Origin of the sequence: Nostoc sp., assembly GCF_036917555.1 — a bacterium.
Taxonomy (GTDB): Bacteria; Cyanobacteriota; Cyanobacteriia; order Cyanobacteriales; family Nostocaceae; genus Nostoc.
This window is the reverse complement of sequence record NZ_JBALDD010000053.1, coordinates 61,202-82,687: the sequence shown is the minus strand read 5'-3', so window position 1 is coordinate 82,687 and position 21,486 is coordinate 61,202. Positions and strand designations below refer to the sequence as shown.

At 42.5% G+C, this 21,486-nt stretch carries 13 protein-coding genes; 7 read left to right on the top strand and 6 right to left on the bottom strand.

The window, feature by feature from the left end:
- Positions 1-60 precede the first annotated feature (60 nt).
- On the bottom strand, positions 61-258 hold the full coding sequence (locus V7K60_RS20680) for a winged helix-turn-helix domain-containing protein (RefSeq protein ID WP_334927866.1): 198 nt from the start codon (positions 256-258) through the stop codon (positions 61-63).
- Between the two features lie 234 nt (positions 259-492).
- Here V7K60_RS20680 and V7K60_RS20675 point away from each other — a divergent pair, with 234 nt between their 5' ends.
- Positions 493-672: a high light inducible protein gene (locus V7K60_RS20675; RefSeq protein WP_104907792.1), complete on the top strand. Its 180-nt coding sequence runs from the start codon at positions 493-495 to the stop codon at positions 670-672.
- A 102-nt stretch (positions 673-774) separates the two neighbouring features.
- On the opposite strand, the gene V7K60_RS20670 is transcribed toward V7K60_RS20675, so the two are convergent.
- The 5 genes from V7K60_RS20670 to V7K60_RS20650 form a co-directional block, all read right to left on the bottom strand.
- A complete protein-coding gene (locus tag V7K60_RS20670; RefSeq protein WP_334927863.1) occupies positions 775-1,866 on the bottom strand; it encodes a hypothetical protein in 1,092 nt (363 codons plus the stop codon).
- A 120-nt stretch (positions 1,867-1,986) separates the two neighbouring features.
- On the bottom strand, positions 1,987-4,962 hold the full coding sequence (locus V7K60_RS20665; protein ID WP_334927861.1) for a molecular chaperone: 2,976 nt from the start codon (positions 4,960-4,962) through the stop codon (positions 1,987-1,989).
- 233 nt (positions 4,963-5,195) lie between these two features.
- Positions 5,196-5,450, bottom strand: coding sequence for an aspartate aminotransferase (locus V7K60_RS20660; RefSeq protein WP_334927859.1), 255 nt, complete (start codon positions 5,448-5,450; stop codon positions 5,196-5,198).
- Positions 5,451-5,505: 55 nt separating this feature from the next.
- Positions 5,506-6,306 carry an Rpn family recombination-promoting nuclease/putative transposase gene (locus V7K60_RS20655; protein WP_334927924.1) on the bottom strand — a complete coding sequence of 267 codons (801 nt, stop codon included), beginning with the start codon at positions 6,304-6,306 and terminating at the stop codon, positions 5,506-5,508.
- A 52-nt stretch (positions 6,307-6,358) separates the two neighbouring features.
- Positions 6,359-8,902 (bottom strand): proteasome protein, encoded by a 2,544-nt coding sequence (locus V7K60_RS20650; RefSeq protein ID WP_334927857.1) that lies wholly within the window; start codon positions 8,900-8,902, stop codon positions 6,359-6,361.
- A 775-nt stretch (positions 8,903-9,677) separates the two neighbouring features.
- Between V7K60_RS20650 and V7K60_RS20645 the strand changes: the two genes are divergently transcribed.
- The 6 genes from V7K60_RS20645 to V7K60_RS20620 all read left to right on the top strand — a co-directional run bounded on the left by V7K60_RS20645 (position 9,678) and on the right by V7K60_RS20620 (position 21,442).
- Positions 9,678-11,429, top strand: coding sequence for a TIGR03032 family protein (locus tag V7K60_RS20645; protein ID WP_334927856.1), 1,752 nt, complete (start codon positions 9,678-9,680; stop codon positions 11,427-11,429).
- A 79-nt stretch (positions 11,430-11,508) separates the two neighbouring features.
- A complete protein-coding gene (locus V7K60_RS20640) occupies positions 11,509-14,196 on the top strand; it encodes a VCBS domain-containing protein (RefSeq protein ID WP_334927854.1) in 2,688 nt (895 codons plus the stop codon).
- A gap of 724 nt (positions 14,197-14,920) precedes the next feature.
- A complete protein-coding gene (locus V7K60_RS20635) occupies positions 14,921-17,854 on the top strand; it encodes a PAS domain-containing protein (RefSeq protein ID WP_334927852.1) in 2,934 nt (977 codons plus the stop codon).
- A 376-nt stretch (positions 17,855-18,230) separates the two neighbouring features.
- The gene (locus V7K60_RS20630; protein WP_334927850.1) at positions 18,231-18,950 is read left to right on the top strand and encodes a cyclase family protein; all 720 of its coding nucleotides are present in this window, start codon (positions 18,231-18,233) and stop codon (positions 18,948-18,950) included.
- A gap of 22 nt (positions 18,951-18,972) precedes the next feature.
- Positions 18,973-19,545: a hypothetical protein gene (locus V7K60_RS20625; RefSeq protein ID WP_334927848.1), complete on the top strand. Its 573-nt coding sequence runs from the start codon at positions 18,973-18,975 to the stop codon at positions 19,543-19,545.
- A 400-nt stretch (positions 19,546-19,945) separates the two neighbouring features.
- Positions 19,946-21,442: an aldehyde dehydrogenase family protein gene (locus tag V7K60_RS20620; RefSeq protein WP_334927846.1), complete on the top strand. Its 1,497-nt coding sequence runs from the start codon at positions 19,946-19,948 to the stop codon at positions 21,440-21,442.
- The last annotated feature ends 44 nt before the right edge of the window (positions 21,443-21,486 follow it).

Here is a 21,486-nt window from a genome sequence, read left to right as displayed (position 1 = left end):
ACACTTGGGGTAATATAAACATTCAATTTGTTTACTAAAAAGTATTTGTGTATGCTCTAACTAAATCAGCATCAATACTTTCGTTCTCCGCTCCTGTAGCGTAACGCGGGTTAATGGTAATAATTCTTTTCGTTCGTCTTCACTTAAATTAAACTGGTCGGCTAAAGCTCCAATGGCTTCTCTCATAGAGTGTTCTTGACCATCAACTGCATATTTAAGTAATGGAAGCATTATATTTTGATAATTAGGTATTGCCATTTTTATCTATCTAAAAGTTTACAAAAATGAAACTCTAGCCATTTTTAACATCCTTTCCAGAAAATTGGTGAAAAATAAGTTAGGCGATCGCAAACCTACCAACAAAAAAGTACGTACCCGTAATATCTCTTACTGAATTTTATCTTGAGTTTATGTTGCATTTTCGTAAAATTCTGTTACATTACTTTACAGGCAGTTATAACTGTTACAACATAAAAGCTCGGAGTATTTTTTATGGCAAACGTTAAGAAGACTACGCCTTCAGTTTCAGAAGATCCTAATGCTTTGCGCTGGGGCTTCACTCCTCAGAGCGAAAACTGGAACGGTCGTTTTGCAATGATTGGTTTTTTATCTGCTGTTGCGCTTGAAGTGTTTTCTGGTCAAGGGATTTTACACTTCTGGGGCATCCTTTAGATTTAAACGTTTTTAGCTTCATTAGATTATGAGGCAAGGCGGGGATTTGTAAAATTGTCTGCCTTACCTCATAATCTCAAGAATTAGAAAAGTTGCTAGCAGCTAGCGTGATGAGCGAAATATTACACGACCTGGAGATTCTTCTTGATTAATTCGCGCATATACTCGAAGACAAGTTAAAACTTCGCCAGGAATACCACCACAGTCTAGTTGTAAGTCATCCTTGGATAAAGCACAGATATCTGCATAAAGTCCTGATAATTGGCGAATTCGCACTTCATTACCTGCATTAATAGCTTCATCAGCGATTTTCTTCAGGATACGCCGTGATTCATGTTGTAGCTTTCCCCACCAAGAATAGCGTTCAGCAGGTGGTACAAAAATAAGGGAATGTATAGCCTCGTCCATGTCAATCCAGGCACGCAGAATTGACAGAGTATCAGTGTTTTTCTCAGCTTTTTGGGTGCGTTGGAAGCGATCGCTTAAAGCATCAATATATTGATCGCGCTGTTCTGGTTTGGAGTGTAAGGAAATGACATCGAAGCTAAAAACGCTTTTTAAAGCATGATGTAAATCTGGGTCTATTTCGATAAAATTCATATATAAAAATAGGAATGCCGCTGGTAAATCGGATGCATTACCTTGGGTAATTAGTGGATTTGAAAGTGCTTGTTGATATAAGCATAATCCCTGGGTTTGAACAGTACCACTAAGACCAGGGTAGATAATTTCGTCGCGGATAAAAGGAAGTTGAAAGAGATTAGAATTATCTGCGATCGCACCAACTTCTTGAGCTAAATCTAAGGTGCGCGATCGCCAAGATGCAGCTAAATCCTCTGGGACTCGCAGCAGTTTACGTTGAATTTCATTCCACAAATCTGAGTCTGTTTGGCTTTGCAGTTGGGAATTACCCAAATAATAATTAAGTTCTGAGTCAGAATTAAAAGCTTCTCGAAGGTGATTTAGTTTTAACTCATCTGGCGCATCTTCCCAACCAGTATTTTGCTGTGGCGGTGCAGGTTGTAAGAGGTTATGAAGTTCTTGCAGCACCTCATCACATATTTTAGATCCTGGATCTAATGGTAATTCTGCACGAGCCTGATTCAGATTAGCCTCTAGTCCATACAGACTAAACCGCAGTAACCGGGCTAACTCAGAGTTTTCTATCTCTAATAATTGACGCAAGTGCTGCATGAATATCACCTCCAAATATTACCTGTATGTGATTCGTAGCAAATTAAGCTTGGCAAACCTCTGCGACCCTTTTTGTTTAAAAATATTAATTTTTTCAACAGTAGAGGTTTAATGCAAGAGTTAATGTATGCCGCAAAAGGGATCGCGTTCTTTATCAACTTCATTAGGTTGTAACTCTAATTCAGCACGGTAAACACATCCTTCTTGCTTCAGGCATTCTTGATTTTGTGATGTCCAGTAAGGGACTTCACCAGCGTGCATCCTTAGAATACCTTGATCATCGAGAGTTACACGATATTGGCAAGGGTAATCTGTGGTTACATCTGGTTTGCTGAGTGCGCCAATTCTTATCCATTTTTTGCTGTTGGTTTCGGCATCTGTTTGATAAACATAGAAGGTGTGCTGGCCAGTTTGTGGGAATGGAGGTAAGGGATTACTAATTAACCCAATTCCTGGTTGCGTCACACCATCGCGCAAATAATGAAATTTGTGAAACGTTTTACTACCATCATTTCCGACTTCAAACACAAGATGATAGGCATCTGGTTGATCGACAGTTGCTGACTCAATAACATTGACGGCAATATCACCATCATTTAAGTCTTTATTGAAGCGTTCCACAGCAATATTCCAGTTTAATTTACCATCAGCAAATAGGGCTGAAGTTTCTGAAATTACCGATTCTAAATCAATGCCAGGAATGTCAATTAAATAATGGGGATTTCCTTGACAAAGCAATACGTTAAATTCGAGGGTTTGGTCAATCTCAAACTGGACTTTGATTTTTTTCAAAAACTCTGCTTCTGGTATTTCCAGTTGATTCATCAGGTTTTTACCGTCAAAGCTTCCCCAAAGTCGTAAATCTCCTTCTTCGTAATCCTGACGGTAGATAATATTAGTCAATTGTGTGCCTTGCCAATGAGTACGAACTTTAGCAACAGTTTCCCAAGGTGCGAGTTGATAGAGTTCTTGTCCAGCTTTGAATATAGTTAGTAAATCGTTACTTTGGGTTTTGCGTTTGAAGTTGCAGGGTAAATAATAAAATAGGTTTTTGACATCAATTTCTAGCTGGTTGGCTCCCTTACGCAGCAAGCTTTTAGACTCTTCTGGATCGAATCTCAATCTTCGTAACTTTTCGGCATAGCAAGCCCCGGCGGAGGTGGCTAGCTTGGTAAATTCCAACACAAAAGTAATCCGTTCTGGATTCCAGACAAAATATGGAGATTTACTAAATTCTTGGTAGATTTGGCGCTGCACTATGTCTAAATTACAAGTTTTTCCAGACAAAATTAACCAATCAACTTTTTGGGAATTCCAAGAATCTTTGGTAATATCATCGGGACATAAACGGCTTTCCATTAATCCTTTGGCAATTCCGATCGCTTCTTTAATTCCAGATGCGGCGGCTCGTTCAAATTGCTGGTTGTCTAGGGTAATGCAGATGTTATTTGGATCTCTAACTTGCAATTTAATGGCGTTTTGGGTAAGCAGTTCGGAAATTTGCTGCTCAGAAAGTGTGAAGGTTAATAGAGAATTCTCTGCTGGTGGCTTTTGCCCAAGTTTTAGTTTAGCTGCTTCTGCATGATCCCAGAGAATATAAAAGGATTGCAGGCGTTGGGGTGTTTGTTGCCAACGGGTGGGTAATACTTTCTCGGCAGTATCTAGGGCATCTTTATAAGCAATATCGCCTTCTGGATTCTCTCTATCTAAACATTTTAAAAGACTGCCATTTTTAAATTTGCTTTGTTCTAAGAAGCGCTCGTTTAACTCAGAGTTAATTAAATCTTCTAACTTTTCGTTTTCAAGATCGCCTATTGTTACTGCTGTCAATAAAAAGTCTGCGATCGCAACTTTTAATAATCTAAAAATTCGCAGTGTAATTAATTCACCACCTAGCTGTAAATGACCAGATGAACCTAATAGTTTGGGGGTAAGTTTATAGTAACGTCCTCCTAAACCCCGGTCTTCATAATCAGCAAAAGCTGGGGTTTTGTCTTCCAAAGTCAGTTCAATTAAAGCTAAGTCTGTAGTTCCGCCGCCGATATCCAAGACGAGGACATTTTGTGACCATTTGTTTCCTGCTTGACGGCAACGGGTTTTGAATGACTCAATACCAATGTTGAGATTACCACCAAATTCTCGCCATAAAAAGAATATTGCCACAGAAACGGCTTCATCATAAGCAGTTTGCACATCATCGATTCCCAACTGCTCAACTAATTCCCTAACTTCCTTACGAACAACTGGTGGGGCGACTGTTGGGTAGGTGACAACTGCTGTTAAAAAATCTCCTTCAGAAAATCTGCGTCGTGCGTGTTGGCGGTAGTCTTCAGTTAACTCGATTAAATGCGCCCAAGCAGATTGTATTAACTGGTTAGCAGTAATTGTTTCTTCTTCACCATCCAAAATAACTGAAAACGAGCGCTCCTGACCAAAATAGCGTTTGGGTGAATGGTGAAACCTGCTGATAATTTCCTTTAAAGAACCGCTTGTACCTTGAGCGATCGCTTTTTTTCGGTTATCTCTAGCTTCCCTACCCATCTGTAGTTTTAAGTCCCCTAAATATGAAATTTCCGACTCGCTGGGAATTTCTGTATCACGGCGATCGATATCTAACACAACTGGGATCAGATTTTGCGACTCTAAGGTGGGGACACGAAACACCTCATGATAGATTTGGTAAAGTTTTTTGCTGACAGCACGGCGGAATCTCTCGCTGTTTCCTAAAGAAAGTTCAATTTGGCGAATTGCTTCCAAAAATCGCTCTTTATTATCACTCTCAAATACTTCACTCAATTGGCTGGGTTCTATCTCCAAATTTTTGCTAATTTCTATGATAAACTTTGCCCAATCATCAGCGCTGACATCTGGTAAGGCAACTGAGGCGGGAGAACTTAGCCATTGCGATAAGCGATCGCGCAACCGCATTTCTTGTTCTTTGGGTAAAATTTCTGCGATCGGTACTTCAATTGGATCGAAAAGTGTCACTGTTGAATTCGACGTGCCAAAATCTAAAGCAAACCATCCCGGAAATCTTTTTTGTTGTTTCTTGCTTGGTTCTTGATCGCTATATTTGTTGAGTTGGAAAGGGTTCATTATAGTATCAGTTTCTGTTGTTTGTTTTATCGCTAGCTAAAAACTGTAATGTTGTATCATAAAATTACAAATTTAAAGAATCGTTGTGGTAAAGACTGTTAATCGTTGGTCTTGTACCACTGATTCTCTTTAGCACTGGCTTTTTTATTTGGTGCAATATCTACGCCTACGCTTTTATATGAAAGGACGTAGGCGTAGCCCAAACTAGGCGATCGCTATGAAAATTACGGCAGTTACTGAGTTGATGTTGAAGATTCTTGCTCAGTTGCAAGTCTTACTTGTTCGACTTGTTCGATAGTTAAATTAAGTAACTGGGCAACTTCTTCTATAGAAATACCATAAGCTAAGAACCGAGGTATAAGTTCAAGTTTTGCTTGTTCTTGTCCTTTTTCTAGTGCTTGTTTTAGTCCTTCTTGTCGTCCTAGTTCTAATCCCTCTTGTTTAGCTTCTCGATAAACCCTAGTTTCTTGTAACTTAATTTCAAACATCGCTTTTACTTTTCACTACTTAAGTTTGCAAATTTATAAACAGTAATGGTTGTGATTACTCAGCTGCAAGTCTTACTTGTTCGATGGTTAAATTAAGTAATTGGGCAACCTCTTCCATCGACATACCACGAGCTAAGAACTGAGGTATAAGTTCAAGTTTTACTTCTTCTCGTCCCTCTTCTCGTCCTTCTTTTCGTCCCTCTTGTTTAGCTTCTTGATAAACTCTAGTTTCTTCTAACTTAACTCCTAACATTGCCTCTACCTCTTCACGACTTAAGTTGGCAAATTTATAAATAGCGATTGTTGTGATTACATCTATTATCTCCTCCTTCGCTAAAACAGTTATTTGTTCTTGTTGCACCCGCTCAATTAAACGTTTCGCTTCTTGCACCATTTGAGTCTCTGAGGCAATAGTCAACTGCATCAAACTGATACCTATTCTTTGCTCATCAGGACTACCTAACTCATCTAAATAAATCCGTTGTACTTGGGAACTGTTCAGTAGCGATCTGTGAATAGTGGTTTTTTCCGGTTCCAAGCTGCGAGACTGTAAAATAATCACTCCGTACCAGTCATCGTAAAGCGATGGATTACGATACATATACAGCATCGACTCTGAGAAAAAGCGATGGTACAGTAATTCATCTTTCTGGAATTGTACCTCAGCAAAAAATATCATCTGAGATGTTGCATCAGGTGGAGGTAAAAATACCCCATCAATCCGAAATGTTGGTTCTTTAACTTCAACTGATTCAAAGCGATAGCTAGCAGCTTCTACTGGTGGCTGTTCTACTAACTCGAAAAACAATCCTGGGACACGCTTAAAAATTGCATAAAAAATCGCATCACGTCTCACAAATACATCCTTATAACTGTAGCGATCGCAATCAGTCACTTTCTGAGTTAGCTTATCTCAAATCATCTAAGTAAGAAATAGCAGCAAGTTCTGAAATAATCTGCAACCAAGTAGGAATTTGTATTTCAGATGGCAATTCCCCAGCCGCTAGATATCTCAGCAAAGTTTCTTTTTTTGAAAGGTTTTGCAGACTCGGAATAATTTGATCCAAAATGCCTTCTAGTTCGGAATTGATTTGCTGATTAACTTCGCTGACATACTGCACAAGATGGAGGCTGGCGCTAGCAGTAATTTCATCTCGCAGTCGCAGTACTAAAAGTTGGTGATTGCTCGATCTGGGTAAGCCTTGGCTTTTCTCTGGTGCCCAATCAAATATTTGACCAACGTTGTGTTTATCGTCTTGACGTGCTAGAGGGAAAATAATTTCAGGTGCAACAGTTTTATCTTTACTAGTAATTTCCGAGATGATTGCTTCTTTCCATTCGTTAGGATCGCATCCTAGTAATAATTTGTAAAATAGATCCGCATCTTCAAAACCAAATTTTTCTTCGATTTCTTGTTCCATTTCTGGGTGGAAAAATGCCTGCAATTGTTCGCGTTCTGGGGCTATATAATTTGATAATTGGTTCAACAAATCTACCAGGGCTTGATGAATGCGATCGCGGGCAAAATCTTCTACTTCTTTAACGGTTTTTTCAAATACTGGATAAAAATCATCACTCTTAGTCGGAAGGGAAGTATTTACGCGGTTTCCCCGATCGAATAATTTCCCGGCTGCACCTTTAGATTCTGCCAGAGCGATCGCTCCATTATTAGCTTTGTTGAAGAGTAAAGTCCACTGGTTCCAATTGAGGATTCTAAACGTGAGTTCGTCTTTTACTATATCGCTGACAACAACACCACGCCGGTCTTTGAGTGGTTCTTTCCCGATATCTTTTTGGAAATTTCTGTAAATTTTATCTAAGCTTTCGACCACAAAACGCAATTCGATAAAAGCGGGACTATCACCTGTAGGGATACCTTGCTCATGAATTTCATCTATGATGTCTTTCAAGTGATCTTGTTGCTGACTCACCACATCAGCAGCTCTTTTAGTATCTTCATGCAGTTGCTTCAGACCATGAGTAGCTACGTGAGTTTGAATCAATTCCCGCAGCTTACTAAGTCCCCCATCTTGACCAAAGTAACCCAACTGTCTGCCCAAATAGCTACGGGTGTCAGATTCTAGCAGATGTTTACTTAAGCGTTCCCATTTATCTTGTAGCCGTTTAGACCGATCTAGGTAATCAGGATAGTCTAAGTTAGCCAAAAACTCTGGTGAACCGGCTTTGACTGTACTAGAACGTTTTGCCAATTCAGCCAATCCCAACAGTGGCGATAGTAAAACGATGCGGTCTTTTTGGGTTGTAAACGCTTCTGCACTGTCAATAGTCGTATGCAGAATTTTGAGTTTTTGGAAAACTGTTTCTTGCTGCAAATATGAGCCATCTTCAATCAATTGATCGAGTTCTCTTTCGCCACCCTCGCTATCTAGAGGTAATTGATCGAAGCGACCCACACCAACGAGAATTAAATCTTTCAGATCTTGTCCCGGTCGCTGCTGCTGCATCATCGTGAAGATTTTATTGGCGCGATCGCTACCGGGAGATTTACCATTTAGCAATACCAAAATTGTCTGTACTTCTGCCAATTCCCGCAATGACAAAAAGGTATCCCTAGCCCCCGAATTAGCAGCCCCCAATCCTGGAAAGTCGATGAGAATAAATTTCGCTGCATCTGCAAAATCCCAAATTTCCCGTGATATTTTTACATCGATATCTACGCGGCGGATAAGTGGGAAACTATTTTGCAATAACTTTGTTGGTAGCCTCTGGGGTGGACTTGGTAATCGGATATGCACTGGGGGTAAATCCTCAAATTTCAGAGTTTGGATTGCCATTGGCTGTTCAACGAGCTGTAGCCCCTCACGGGCGGTAGTAGCATCAATTTGGTAGTGCCCACCACACATAACCTCCCCATAAGCTTGATAAGCCCGCAGAAATAATACCAACTCCCGGAGTAAATAACGTAGCTCTAAATTGTTACTGCTATTCCATGCTTCTTCACACCAGCTAATAATATCTGTGCCAGAGTTGAGTTTTGATACTGGTATCGGAGGAAGCCCTGCTGCTGTTGTTCGTTTATTAGCTTCCCCTAACATGAAGCGTAGACACTCGTGTACTCCCTCATGAGAAAGATACTCTACCGTAAAGTTACTTAATTGAGTAGTTGCAAAATCGTCTTGCGGGATAATGTGTATGGCGGTAACATTACCTGTAGTGGGGTTTTCACTGACTGGCAAACCATCTGCATATCCAATTAGACTGCCTAAAAGTAAGGTTTTTCCACTACTAAATTCCCCCATCACACCAATTTTCACAGGCGAAGTTGCCAGGTCTACAGTTTTCTGGGCAGCCGATCGCAAACGAAGAAGACAGTCATCAAGACTAGCTGGAACCCAATCTTCTTGTTTAGAAGGGTACTGCGGCACAGAATCTATCTTTCGGAGGATGAATTTGCCGTACTCCTTAAAACGGCCCAGTTTATCTGGTTCCATAAAGTAGTTTCCGCCTAACATTAATTTCTGTGAGCTTTATAACATATAAAACGCGATCGCCAGCGATTCGCGTAACGTAAAGGGACTGGGCATTGGGCACTTGTACTGAGCGGCGTCGAAGTATTGAGCATTAGTCCTTGCGTCTCCTTAATATCCCTAGTCCCCTTTAACCCATCAAGACAATTTTGAAAAATCTGGTTTTGCTAAAAAAAATAAAAAATAAATAGGACTCACGCACTCTACAAATTAATCATGGTATGAATTTACCAAAATAGCTCGTTTCAGGCTTTTATTAATTATTGATGGTAAATAGACCCGCACCCTACGGGCACAGCATTGCTTGTGCCTCTACAACAGATGTGGTTTTCAAATGCTCCATATTTAGTCTTTCCTGTCAATGCGTAAGTCCTAATAAATATTGATTTGGGATGAAAATCTTTAAGATTGTGAATTTTCTATGAAGACATCACCGCCATCTCTTTTATTAGAAGTAGCTGTAATCTTCTGTAGCAATAAGCAATAAAAAGAAGCGGTAAATTCTTGGAGTTTTCCTAGAAACTAAGATTATGCCCTTAGAGGGATGATTTATATTTATTTATTGAAATTTTGATAAAGTTCCCTCAAGCACCAAAGATTTAGCCGTAAGATTACCATCACTACTGATAAATAAAAACTAGAAATTAGTTGAGCGCTCTCTCCATATACTTCAATTCAGGGGTCATGGAGGGTATTTTGTTTGCTCAAAAATTACTGATAAATTTAAAACTTTTGTTGTATGGAAAGTTTTCTGCCCCGCAGTAACCCCATCTCATTTTCCAGTGCGCCCAAATTAGAAATCACCTGCTCACCGCACTTAGTACCCTGGTTGCAAACCCAGTTTGTTAGCCTCGCTTTCACTACCTATCAAACCAATCGGCTGTTTTTCATCGGTTGCAATTCCCAAGGACGAGTGGCTGCCCACGAGCGGTTATTTGACAAACCAATGGGCATGTATGCATCAAAGAACAGTATATATCTTAGCACACGTTATCAAATTTGGCGTTTTGAGAATTTACTCGCATCAGGGGAAATTTATCAGCAAAGCGATCGCCTTTATATTCCCCGCACTGCCTACACCACAGGCGATTTGAATGTCCACGATGTCGTGCTAGATGATGCAGAAAATCTCATATTTGTGAATACAGATTTTAGCTGCCTCGCCACCATCAGCAACGACTACAGTTTTGTACCCCTGTGGCAACCGCCGTTTATCTCGAAGTTGGCAGCTGAAGACCGTTGCCATCTCAACGGGTTAGCAATGCGCGAGGGTAAACCAGCATACGTTACAGCTTGTAGTACCACCGACACCGCCGTTGGATGGCGTGACCACCGGATTAAAGGTGGGGTTGTCATCGATGTGCAAACTAACGACATCATCGCCACCGGGTTATCCATGCCCCACTCCCCGCGTTGGTATAGGGGTAAGCTGTGGCTGCTTAACGCTGGCACAGGGGAGTTGGGGTATATCGAGGCGGGTAAATTCGTGCCGTTAACCTTTTGTCCTGGGTTCGGGCGGGGGCTGGCATTTTGGGACAAGTATGCCGTCGTGGGTTTATCGAAACTGCGATCGCGTCCCTTTAGCGGACTAGCCTTAGAAACTCGACTAGCAAAGGAGGGTAATGTCGCCCATTGCGGACTGATGGTGATTGACATCACCACTGGCGAAATCGTCCATTGGCTGCACCTGGATGGTGTGGTCGAAGAACTGTTTGATGTGGTAGTTCTGCCTGGTGTGCGTCAACCCCAAGCGTTGGGTTTGCAAAAAGATGATATTGAACGCCTGATTACTTTCCCCGGTTCTGGCGGCATTGTGATTACTAAACCCACCGTTAAACGTCCTAGTATCGGGGCGAAAGCACCTGTGGCGGGGTTGCCGAGGGGGGAGGAGGCAGGAGAGCAGAGGGGCAAAGAAGAATTTGCTACAAGTCTTTCCTCAATGCCCAATGACGCCACTTGCTCCACTTGGGGAGACCCCAAGACCGCAGTGGCTCCCCAATGCCCAATGCCCCATTCCCCAATTTCCATCAAATACCAGCGCGTTTACCACCTCAATCCTGGCAACATGCTTAAGTACGATGCCCTGACTTTCCCTAGTTTGCAAACACGGTGGCAAACCCAGTCCCAGCAAGGCGAACTGTTGGGGGTGTCTGCCTTAGTGGCAGGGGCAATCGTGGGTATGGCGATATGTGAACGGCTAACAGAGCAAACGGCACAACTACTATCGTTGCTGGTGTTGCCAGAGTATCGCCAGCAAGGGATTGGGACACGCCTGGTTGACTATTTGCAGCAGGAACTGGCACAACAGGGAACTCAGCAGTTGCAAGTGGTGTACCAGCTCGACCTGACTACCTCTACCCTTGAGGCGTTGCTTTTGAAGTTGAGCTGGCAACTCGAAAAGCCTCCTGGAGAACTGCTAGCGACAAGCTCATCTCAAAAGAGCGAAACCTGGCGAACTGCGCTCAAAGTCTTGGTGAATGGCTACTGCTAGCCATTCACCTCTGTAGAGATCCAATCAATTGTGTCTTGACTTCTCAAAAGCAATTGTTTACCAAAGGAAACCAATTATTATGGCTTTTGTACCTCAAATCGGCAGCAGCAACCCCTTCAATGGCATTGATGTAGGGTATAATAGCGCACCCACGCTAGCCGATATCGATGGTGATGGTGACCTCGATGCCGTTGTTGGAGAATTCTACGGCACGCTCAGGTACTACAAAAATATGGGCAGTGCCACCAACCCCCAATACACTCAGCAAACCAGCAGCAACCCCTTCAATGGCATTGATGTGGGGCTTTTCAGCAAAGGTGGGTTTGCTGATATTGATGGTGATGGCGACCTCGATGCCGTTGTTGGAGAACGGTACGGTACGCTCAGGTACTACAAAAATACGGGCAGTGCTACCAACCCCCAATACACTCAGCAAACCAGCAGCAGCAACCCCTTTAATGGCATTGATGTGGGGTGGTATAGCAAACCTACCTTTGCTGATATCGATGGTGATGGCGACCTCGATGCCGTTGTTGGAGAAGATTATGGCACGCTTTTGTACTACAAAAATACGGGCAGTGCCACCAACCCCCAATACGCTCCGCAAACCGACAGCAGCAACCCTTTCAATGGCATTGATGTGGATTTTAAGAGCGTACCCACGTTAGCCGATATCGATGGTGATGGCGACCTCGATGCCGTTGTTGGAGAAAATAATGGCACGCTTTTGTACTACAAAAATACGGGCAGTGCCACCAACCCCCAATACACTCAGCAAACGGACAGCAGCAACCCCTTCAATGGCATTGATGTAGGGTATAATAGCGCACCCACGTTAGCCGATATCGATGGTGATGGTGACCTCGATGCCGTTGTTGGAGAAAATTACGGCACGCTTTTGTACTACATCAACAACCAGCCTCCTGTTATCAGGATAAATCCTGGCGGCAGTGCCTCAGCCTCTGTTACCGAAACCAATGCCGGGCTGACTGCCAATGGTACCCTCACCCTCACTGATCCTGATGTTAAGGATGTGGTAACAGTTGCAGTTTCATCCCTCACCGCCTCTGGTAATACCACTGGGCTAGTGCCAAACAATGCCACACTTTTAACTTACTTAACCCTTCCCAGCGTAGTAGATACTAATACAACTACCGGGAGTCAGTTCACCTGGAACTTCAACTCTGGCACGGAAGCCTTCAACTACCTTGCTGTCGGTCAAACCCTCACTCTCACCTATGTGATTACGGCTAATGATGGTTTGGGTGGTACTAACACACAAGACATTACCATCACGATTAATGGCGCTAACGATGTTGCCACCATCACAGGTACGGCAACAGCTTCAGTCACCGAAGATGATAGTAATCCTAACCTCACAGCGATAGGTACACTTAACGTTAATGATGTCGATGCCGGACAAAACCAATTTAGTACCATCGTCACCTCAACAGCAGGTAACTTAGGTAGTCTGAGTATTACCAATACAGGAACTTACACCTATACCGTAGCCAACAGTGACGTACAATATCTCAACACAGCTCAAAGCAAAACCGAAACCTTTACTGTTTCTTCAATTGACGGCACTGCTAATCAAGTCATCAACATCACCATCAATGGAGTCAGCAATGATAACTTACCTCCTGTTGCCAACCCTGATACGGCTACAGTCGTAGAAGGGCAATCTATAGTCATTCCCATTCTGGCCAACGACACTGACCCCGATATCGGTGACATCCTCGCCATCAACAGTTTCACTAACCCTAGCAACGGCACTGTCACTCAGAATACTGATGGTACCTTCACCTACAAAGCTAATCTCAATTTCTCCGGTGCTGATAGCTTTAGCTACACGATTAAAGATACAGCAGGGGCAATCAGTAATGCCGCTACCGTCAGCCTCAGTATTAATCCACTCAATCTCGAAGGGAGTTCAGCCAATGATAACCTCCTTGGTACAGCCTCTGCTAACATCATCAATGGCAATGCTGGCGATGATTACCTGGAAGGAAAGGCAGGGAATGATACCATCAATGGTGGATTAGGGAACTTGGATCTGATGTTTGGTGGCGGTGACAATGATACGATTACTGACCCTGATGGCATTTTAGGGGCGCATGGTGGTACAGGAAACGACACGATTACAGTCACTTTCGCAGCCACTTGGGATAATGACAACAATCCCAGTACGGCACCTCGTTCTGATGGCAAGATTACGGGAGGCTATGGAGACGATAGCATCACCGTCACCATGAATAAGAGTGGCTTCTTCCTGAATATGAAGGGAGATGAACCCGTGAGTAATACCCCCCAAGATGGCAATGATACTGTCACTCTCTTGGGAACTTATGGCAATGCTGTGGTTGATTTAGGAGGTGGCAACGATACCTTTACCGGGGGTGCCGCAAGTGATAATGTCTCTGGTGGCAATGATAATGATAGTCTATTCGGTTTAGGCGGAAATGACCAACTTACGGGGGGGTCTGGCAATGATACTCTCAGAGGGGGTCTGGGTAACGATCAACTCATCGGAGGGACTGGTGCTGATGTCTTTGTTTTCACTAGCGGCGAAGGTCGCGACACGATTACCGATTTTCAAGATGGCACTGATTTAGTGGGTTTGTCGAGTTTAAGCTTTGGACAACTCACGGTAGTTGCTTCTGGTAGTAATACGTTAATTCGTTTGACGAGTAACAATGAGTTGTTGGCAACCCTCAATGGCGTGAATTCTAGTCTGCTGACTTCAGCCGATTTTATCTTGATTTAATCTATTTTTGGGGAAATTTACTGTCAGATTAGGAATGCCACTTATATCAGCTAGGCTATATCTACCCCTGCTAGTGGAATACCCTGATTAAGTTCGGTACTGAAACTCTGGCATCCTTGACGGCTGCCAATTCAAGTTTGATTACTGCAATGGATTTCATTACCATTTAAGTTATACTTGTAGCGATTTTCATTTGAGTAAGGTACACAGGTAGGATAGCATAGCTGTGCTAACCTACCTGTGTTCATCTGTGGTTAATTATTTCTCTCTGTAGCTTACAGCTTACCTATGCGGGAACCGTTATATAGCAGTCGTAAATCATTCGTGAAAAGTTAGATCCCCGACTTCTTAAAGAAGTCGGAGATATAGACACCTCAGATATTCAAAAATCAAATAGTTTCCGTAAAGCTAAATTAGGTTTCTGAGCAATGCAATCACATAGTTAAGATGAATTTATAAGTGATTTTAAGAAGAAGCAAAGTTAAACAACTTCCTTGACACTTGGATAGTTTAATTTTCACCAAAAATGCTGAAGTTAATCTTAATGATAACTTCAGCATTTTTTCAATTTATTTACAGAAAAAGAGGAATTGCTGCATATATAAAAATAAATAAAGTATTAAGATCGTTAACAAGTTGGCAGAAACAAGATTATATCCATATATTAAGAAATTGTATTTTCAGCATATTACCTTAATAATTTAGGCAGAGCAGGCAGGCAAAAGTGTTTTCTAAAAAGGTGCAGAGCTACGTTAAAGAAATCATAGTTGAAGAGGAAGAAATACAACAGGATGAAAAAGTATTTTGCCAGCAGGCGGATATTGCTCCTCTGATGATTTGGATGTCTGGATGCAATGCACTTTACTGTTACTTCAATTCTAATTGGCTGAAATTTACTGGAACACATCTAACAAAAACTGCGTCTGCATCTGCGCCAGAAGAGGAAATAGGAAATATTTGGACTTGCAGCGTCCATCCAGAAGATACACAACGATGCGAAGATATATACCAGAGAGCATTTGCGACGCATAATTCCTTCCAAAGACAATATCGCCTGCGTGCAGTTGATGGCGAATATCGCTGGATTTTAGATACAGCCGCGCCACGATTTGCAGCAGATGGTAGCTTTGTCGGTTACATCGGTTATTGTATCGATCTAACAGAAGTGCCGATAGGGATAAATCAACCTTCCCTAACAGAAAGCTGCTTGCTATCTACAAATTCCTCTCACAACCTACGTAAAATTACAGATAGAGATCGGGCAACACAATTAGCAAAAGCATTAGAGCAACTGCAAGCTGAAATTAGCAAACGACAAGCAGTTGAAGCACAGTTACGCCAAAAAACATCAGAATTCGCAGCGATTTTGCAAGTACTTCCTGATTCATACTTTCGCCTTGATGCTGATGGAAGTATTCTGGATTACAAGCCAGGGAAGATGGAGAGTCTGTATATTCCACCAGGAGATTGTCAGGGCAAAAGTTTGCAAGAATGCTTACCGACTGCTGTAGGCGATCGCTTCCATCAAGCAATAAATCAAGTACTTGAAACTCAATCTTTAATCAGTTTTGAATATACGTTACTGTTACCAGAAGAAAATAATAATTTTGAAGCTAGATTATTACCATTACTAGACCAGCAAATCATAGTTCTGATCCGCGACACCAGCGACAACATCCAAGCAGCCTTAATAGAAAGTGATGCCAAGTTCCGCAGCATTGTGGAAAATGCCAATAACGTTATTTTTGCGCTGACACTTGAAGGGATATTTTCTTACGTTTCTCCTAACTGGACTGAGATTTTTGGGCATGAGATTGCAGAGGTTGAAGGCAAATCTTTTATTCCCTTTATACATCCTGACGATGTGCATATCTGTGCCGATTATTTCCAAAGAATTTTGACAACAGGCAAGAAACAAGAGGCAATTGAATATCGAGTTAAACACAAAAATGGTAATTGGCGATGGCATACAAGCAACTCATCTGCTATTAAAGACGCTAATGGCAATATTTTGTACTTCGTTGGTATTTGCTATGACACCACTGACCGTAAACAAGCAGAAGTTGCACTCAGAGAAAGCGTCCAGCGGGAAACATTACTCAATCGTCTTTCTAGTCAGATTCGAGGTTCTTTGGATCTCAATCACATTGTAGAAACCGCAGTGCAGGAGATTCATAACTTATTCCAGATCGATCGCTGCGTCTTCTTTTGGTATCGACAAGACGCTGATCTATCCTACTGGGAAAGAGTATATGAGGCGAAAAGTTCCTTTTTACCCTGTCTGCTTAATCAGCAAGAAGCAACTAATGCCGAAATCAAACTAATTGCAACCAAAATTTTGAAGGGAGAAATCATCCGTATTGATGATGCCGAGACTGTGGACAATTCCATAGCACGGCAGTTTTTACAGGATTTTGGTTTCACTGCCTTTATGTCGCTGCCTGTACACACCCAATCTGGCGAAATTGGTGCATTTAGCTGTGGTTATTGTAGTGGGTTGCGGCCTTGGCTGGACAACGAAGTAGAATTACTACAAGCAGTTACAGTTCAACTAGCGATCGCTATTGACCAAGCTAAACTTTACACCCAAAGTCGCATCACTGCCCAAACTGCTCAAGATAAAGCCCAGCAACTAGAAGCAACACTGCTAGAACTTCAACAAACCCAAGCGCAACTGATTCAAACTGAAAAAATGTCCAGTTTAGGACAATTGGTTGCAGGTATTGCCCACGAAATCAATAATCCGGTTAATTTCATCTACGGCAATATTAGCCACGCCCATGAATATACTAAGGATTTGCTGCACTTAGTAGAACTTTATCAACAGAGCTACTACCCACCAACACCAGAGATTGATCGACAAATCAATACCATTGATTTAGACTTTCTCAAGCAAGATTTACCCAAAATCCTGGAGTCTATGAAAATGGGAGCCGAACGCATTCGGCAGATTGTCCTATCTTTACGCAATTTTTCTCGCCTTGATGAAGACGGTATCAAGGCAGTGGATATTCATGAAGGGATGGATAGCACCTTGCTACTGTTGCAAAATCGCCTAAAGGCCAAACCAGGACATCCCGAAATCCAAGTAATCCGAGACTACGGCAATTTACCACCAGTAGTCTGTCACGCTGGACAGATGAATCAGGTGTTTATGAATTTGTTGACAAATGCGATCGATGCTTTAGAAGAGTCATATCTTGCAAGAAGGCGAAGCGCCTATATCAATAGTCATACCTTGCAGGAAGGTGAAGCACCTATGTCATTAGTAAACAATACTAAACAAAAGACAAATGAACGGCAGTTGCTACCCTTCGGGAACGCTAAGAGCGAACAAGCCGGGAAACCCGTCCAACACACTGCTTCCCAAGGACAAATGACTTTTCCACAAATTCGCATTCGCAGCCTCATTCAAGAAGACCATGTAATCATTAGAATTGCTGACAATGGCCCAGGCATGACTGAGGAAGTACGCAAACGCCTATTTGACCCGTTCTTCACTACAAAACCTGTGGGTAAGGGCACGGGTATGGGATTATCAATTAGCTACCAAATTATAGTCCAAAAACACGGTGGAAAGATCCAGTGTATTTCAGCACCAGGAGAAGGTGCCGAGTTTGTTGTGGTGATTCCACTAAAGCAAGAGCCCTCAACGTAGATATCACACAATAGAGATATAAGTGAAAAAAATGTAGAAACGTAGCACTGCTACATCTCTACAGGGGTTCTGGATAACACGTATTTAATTTCTGGAGATATCTAATCTTAATCTAAGCTTAATCAAAAATTAACCTAATAGTTGTTAACTAAGATCAACTCACTTTTTGCTGCAACATTTGAACCCCCTCAATAACCTAAAATTTACAGGAATTGGGGGGATTATTTCTTCAAGTATAGGGAATTAGGTTTGAAAAAAGTTGTAATGGTAGTACTATCTTTGCGTAGGCGTAGCCAACCGAGATAATGTACACAGTGAACTGCACCTACGCACCTGACAAAAAAATCCCTGAGTACAAATAAAATAGAAGGCTGGGATGATACAACCCCAAAGTCAAAATAGTATCACCTACACACGTGTTATCCACCTAAGTCATGTAATTGACGTAGATATTCCCCAATGGTCTGGAGATCCCACAGTAGAATTTGAAACTGTGGCAGAACTAAATAATGATGGCTATTACCTGCGGCGTTTCTCTTTGGGGGAACATACTGCTACCCATATCAACGCCCCTAATAGTTTTCATAGTTCTGCTGTGGGAATTGACCAATACCCAGCCCAGTCTTTGGTTGTACCTGCGGTGGTCATAAATGTTTGCCAAGCTACAGCAGTTAATCCTGATTATGCTCTGACTATTACTGATGTTTTGGCTTGGGAAGCAGAATACGGAGAAATTTCTGGTGGCTGCGTAGTTATACTGAATACTGGTTGGCAAAAAAAGTGGTTGGATAAAAGTGCATTCCTCAATCATGATGCTCAAGGGATTCCCCACTTTCCAGGATTTGGCAGCGATGCCACTCAATTTTTACTCAATGAACGGCAAATAATTGGGGTAGGAATTGATACTCATGGTGTAGACCCAGGACAGGATAACAGTTTTGCGATTAACCGCTTGGTATTGGAAAAACCGCGCATTGTGTTGGAGAATCTGACAAATTTGGATCAACTGCCACCTAAAGGTACTACTCTAGTGATCGCAGTTCTGAGGTTACGTGGTGGTTCTGGTTCTCCTGTGGGGGTATTGGCGTTCTGCTAACGGCATCAAATAAAGGTGAGTTATGTCAATTCGTAAAATTTTTACCATCTTAACAGTTTGTGCTTTATCAACACCCTATCTTTGCCCAAGTCAGGCAATGGCTCAATCCGTAAAAGACTCAAATTTTTTTCAACAAGGTTATAATGACAAATTTGTCGTCGGGACATATATCTTGTCTACCTTCCTCAATGGCAAATTTGTGGGACGTAGAGTGATTACACTGACTGAAGACGGCAACTTTTTCGCTATTGACTCAAACCAAGGTGGCACAAAGGGTGTGCCTATCGCTGCTCAGTCTTTCCCCAACAATCGTTTCACTGATGGCCGAGGTGTCTGGAAGTTTAACAAATCGGGAGAAATTACCGCTACTTCATTGAACTTCAATTTCCCAGCTCCAGAAAGCACAGCCTCTATCACTACTGGTAGAGCCGATTATCGTTTCAGATTTAATCGAATGACTCAGACAGTGGAAGGAACATTTGAAGTTCGTACTTTCGATTTGACTAAAAATCCTTTAGATGAAAACGAGCCTGTAGGTGAAGGTGAGCCGTTTCGGTTCACCTTCACAGGGCAGCGTGTCATTGTTAATGATTAGTCACTTAGCCTTAAACTAGATTAGTAATAATGTATTGCAGGTGTAAAATAAGTCACAGCTTGGGATGTGAAAGAAACATTAAACTTCTTGCATGAATCAATGAGCTTTTAACCTAAATCCCTCTGGCAAGCTTGCCAGAGGAACTTTGGAATTGTCTCCCCTTCTCCCAATTTTAGGAGGCAGGGGAGGAAAGAGGGTTATCTTCAGCAATTCTTCTCTCCCTGCCAAGAACAGCCTACCTCAACCAAAAAATTCCTTAACCGAACGGTATTGGTGTGCATTCTACTTTAAGAAAGACTGACAACGTTTACGCCTAAAAAACAGAGCCTTGACGCCAAACTAGAAAGCAAGCAAACTTAATACACAAGTTTCAGTGGATCATCAGCCGGAGATTTTCAAAATGACAACTCCGCTATCTTGCCGCAATTATATAGATGGTCAATGGTTGAGTGCTGTTGGGGAAACAACCCTGGAGCGTCACAACCCTGCCGATAAAACCGAAGTGGTGGCCACATTTCCCCGTTCTCAAGTTAAAGATGTAGATACAGCAGTAGCCGCCGCCCGTAAAGCCTACCGCAGTTGGCGCAAAGTCCCAGCCCCAGCGAGGGCAGAATACATCTTTCGCGTTGGAGAAATATTGCTCCAGCATAAAGAAGAACTTGCTCAATTAATCAGTCGGGAAATGGGTAAACCCTTGACGGAAGCTAGGGGAGATGTCCAAGAAGGTATTGATTGCGCCTTTTACAGCGCTGGCGAAGGACGGCGACTATTTGGGCAAACCACACCCTCGGAAATGTCCAATAAATTCGCCATGACTGTGCGGATGCCCATCGGAGTCTGTGCTTTAATTACTCCCTGGAATTTCCCAGTGGCAATTCCTTGCTGGAAAGCTATGCCAGCCTTGGTGTGTGGCAATACAGTCATCCTCAAACCTGCCGAAGATACTTCTGCCTGTGCAACTAAATTGATTGAAATTTTTCAACAAGCAGGTTTACCACCAGGAGTAATTAACTTGGTGCATGGTGTGGGAGAAGAGGCGGGGAAAGCTTTAGTTGAGCATCCCAATGTAGATTTAGTATCGTTTACTGGTTCTTCAGAAACAGGTGCTTTTGTCGGCGCGACTTGCGGACGGACTCACAAGCGTGTCTGTTTGGAAATGGGTGGTAAAAACGCTCAAGTGGTGATGGAAGATGCCGATTTAGAACTTGCTCTTGATGGTGCAGTGTGGGGAGCTTTTGGGACAACTGGGCAACGTTGTACGGCCACCAGTCGGCTGATTTTGCATCGTGATATCAAGGAAAAATTTACCGCTATGCTTTATGAGCGTACTAGTAAGTTACGCTTGGGTGCTGGCACCGACTCTGATACAGATATTGGGCCGATAGTCAATGAAAAGCAACTCCAACAGGTGAGCAAGTATTTGGATATCGCCCGTGAGGAAGGAGCAAAGGTTTTAATTGGTGGGGAAATTGCCAGTGAAGCTTCATTGAAAAACGGTTACTTCTTTCAACCAACTATTTTGGATGATGTAACTCCTGATATGCGAGTTGCTCGTGAAGAGATATTTGGGCCAGTGGTGGCATTAATTGAGGTTAGCTCCTTTGAGGAAGCGATCGCAATTCTCAATGATAGCAATTATGGTCTTTCTTCTTCAGTTTACACCCGCGATATCAATCGGGCTTTTACTGCTATGCGCGACATCGAAGCAGGTATCACCTATATTAACGGCCCGACTATTGGCGCAGAGGTACACTTGCCCTTTGGTGGTGTGAAACAAACCGGTAACGGACACCGCGAAGCTGGAACTACTGCAATGGATGTTTTCACAGAATGGAAAAGTGTCTATGTTGACTTCTCTGGAAGTTTGCAACGCGCTCAGATAGATAATCGTAGTTAATTATTTGCAAATGCACTTGGGTTAAGGTTTGATTCTCCCTAACC

Bases quoted from the DNA above. Each gene is read 5' to 3' on its own strand.
- V7K60_RS20645 (WP_334927856.1), top strand. From the start codon at position 9,678: ATGGAAAGTTTTCTGCCCCGCAGTAACCCCATCTCATTTTCCAGTGCG.
- V7K60_RS20640 (WP_334927854.1), top strand. From the start codon at position 11,509: ATGGCTTTTGTACCTCAAATCGGCAGCAGCAACCCCTTCAATGGCATT.
- V7K60_RS20675 (WP_104907792.1), top strand. From the start codon at position 493: ATGGCAAACGTTAAGAAGACTACGCCTTCAGTTTCAGAAGATCCTAAT.
- V7K60_RS20670 (WP_334927863.1), bottom strand. From the start codon at position 1,866: ATGCAGCACTTGCGTCAATTATTAGAGATAGAAAACTCTGAGTTAGCC.
- V7K60_RS20680 (WP_334927866.1), bottom strand. From the start codon at position 258: ATGGCAATACCTAATTATCAAAATATAATGCTTCCATTACTTAAATAT.
- V7K60_RS20620 (WP_334927846.1), top strand. From the start codon at position 19,946: ATGACAACTCCGCTATCTTGCCGCAATTATATAGATGGTCAATGGTTG.
- V7K60_RS20665 (WP_334927861.1), bottom strand. From the start codon at position 4,962: ATGAACCCTTTCCAACTCAACAAATATAGCGATCAAGAACCAAGCAAG.
- V7K60_RS20630 (WP_334927850.1), top strand. From the start codon at position 18,231: ATGATACAACCCCAAAGTCAAAATAGTATCACCTACACACGTGTTATC.
- V7K60_RS20660 (WP_334927859.1), bottom strand. From the start codon at position 5,450: ATGTTTGAAATTAAGTTACAAGAAACTAGGGTTTATCGAGAAGCTAAA.
- V7K60_RS20625 (WP_334927848.1), top strand. From the start codon at position 18,973: ATGTCAATTCGTAAAATTTTTACCATCTTAACAGTTTGTGCTTTATCA.
- V7K60_RS20650 (WP_334927857.1), bottom strand. From the start codon at position 8,902: ATGGAACCAGATAAACTGGGCCGTTTTAAGGAGTACGGCAAATTCATC.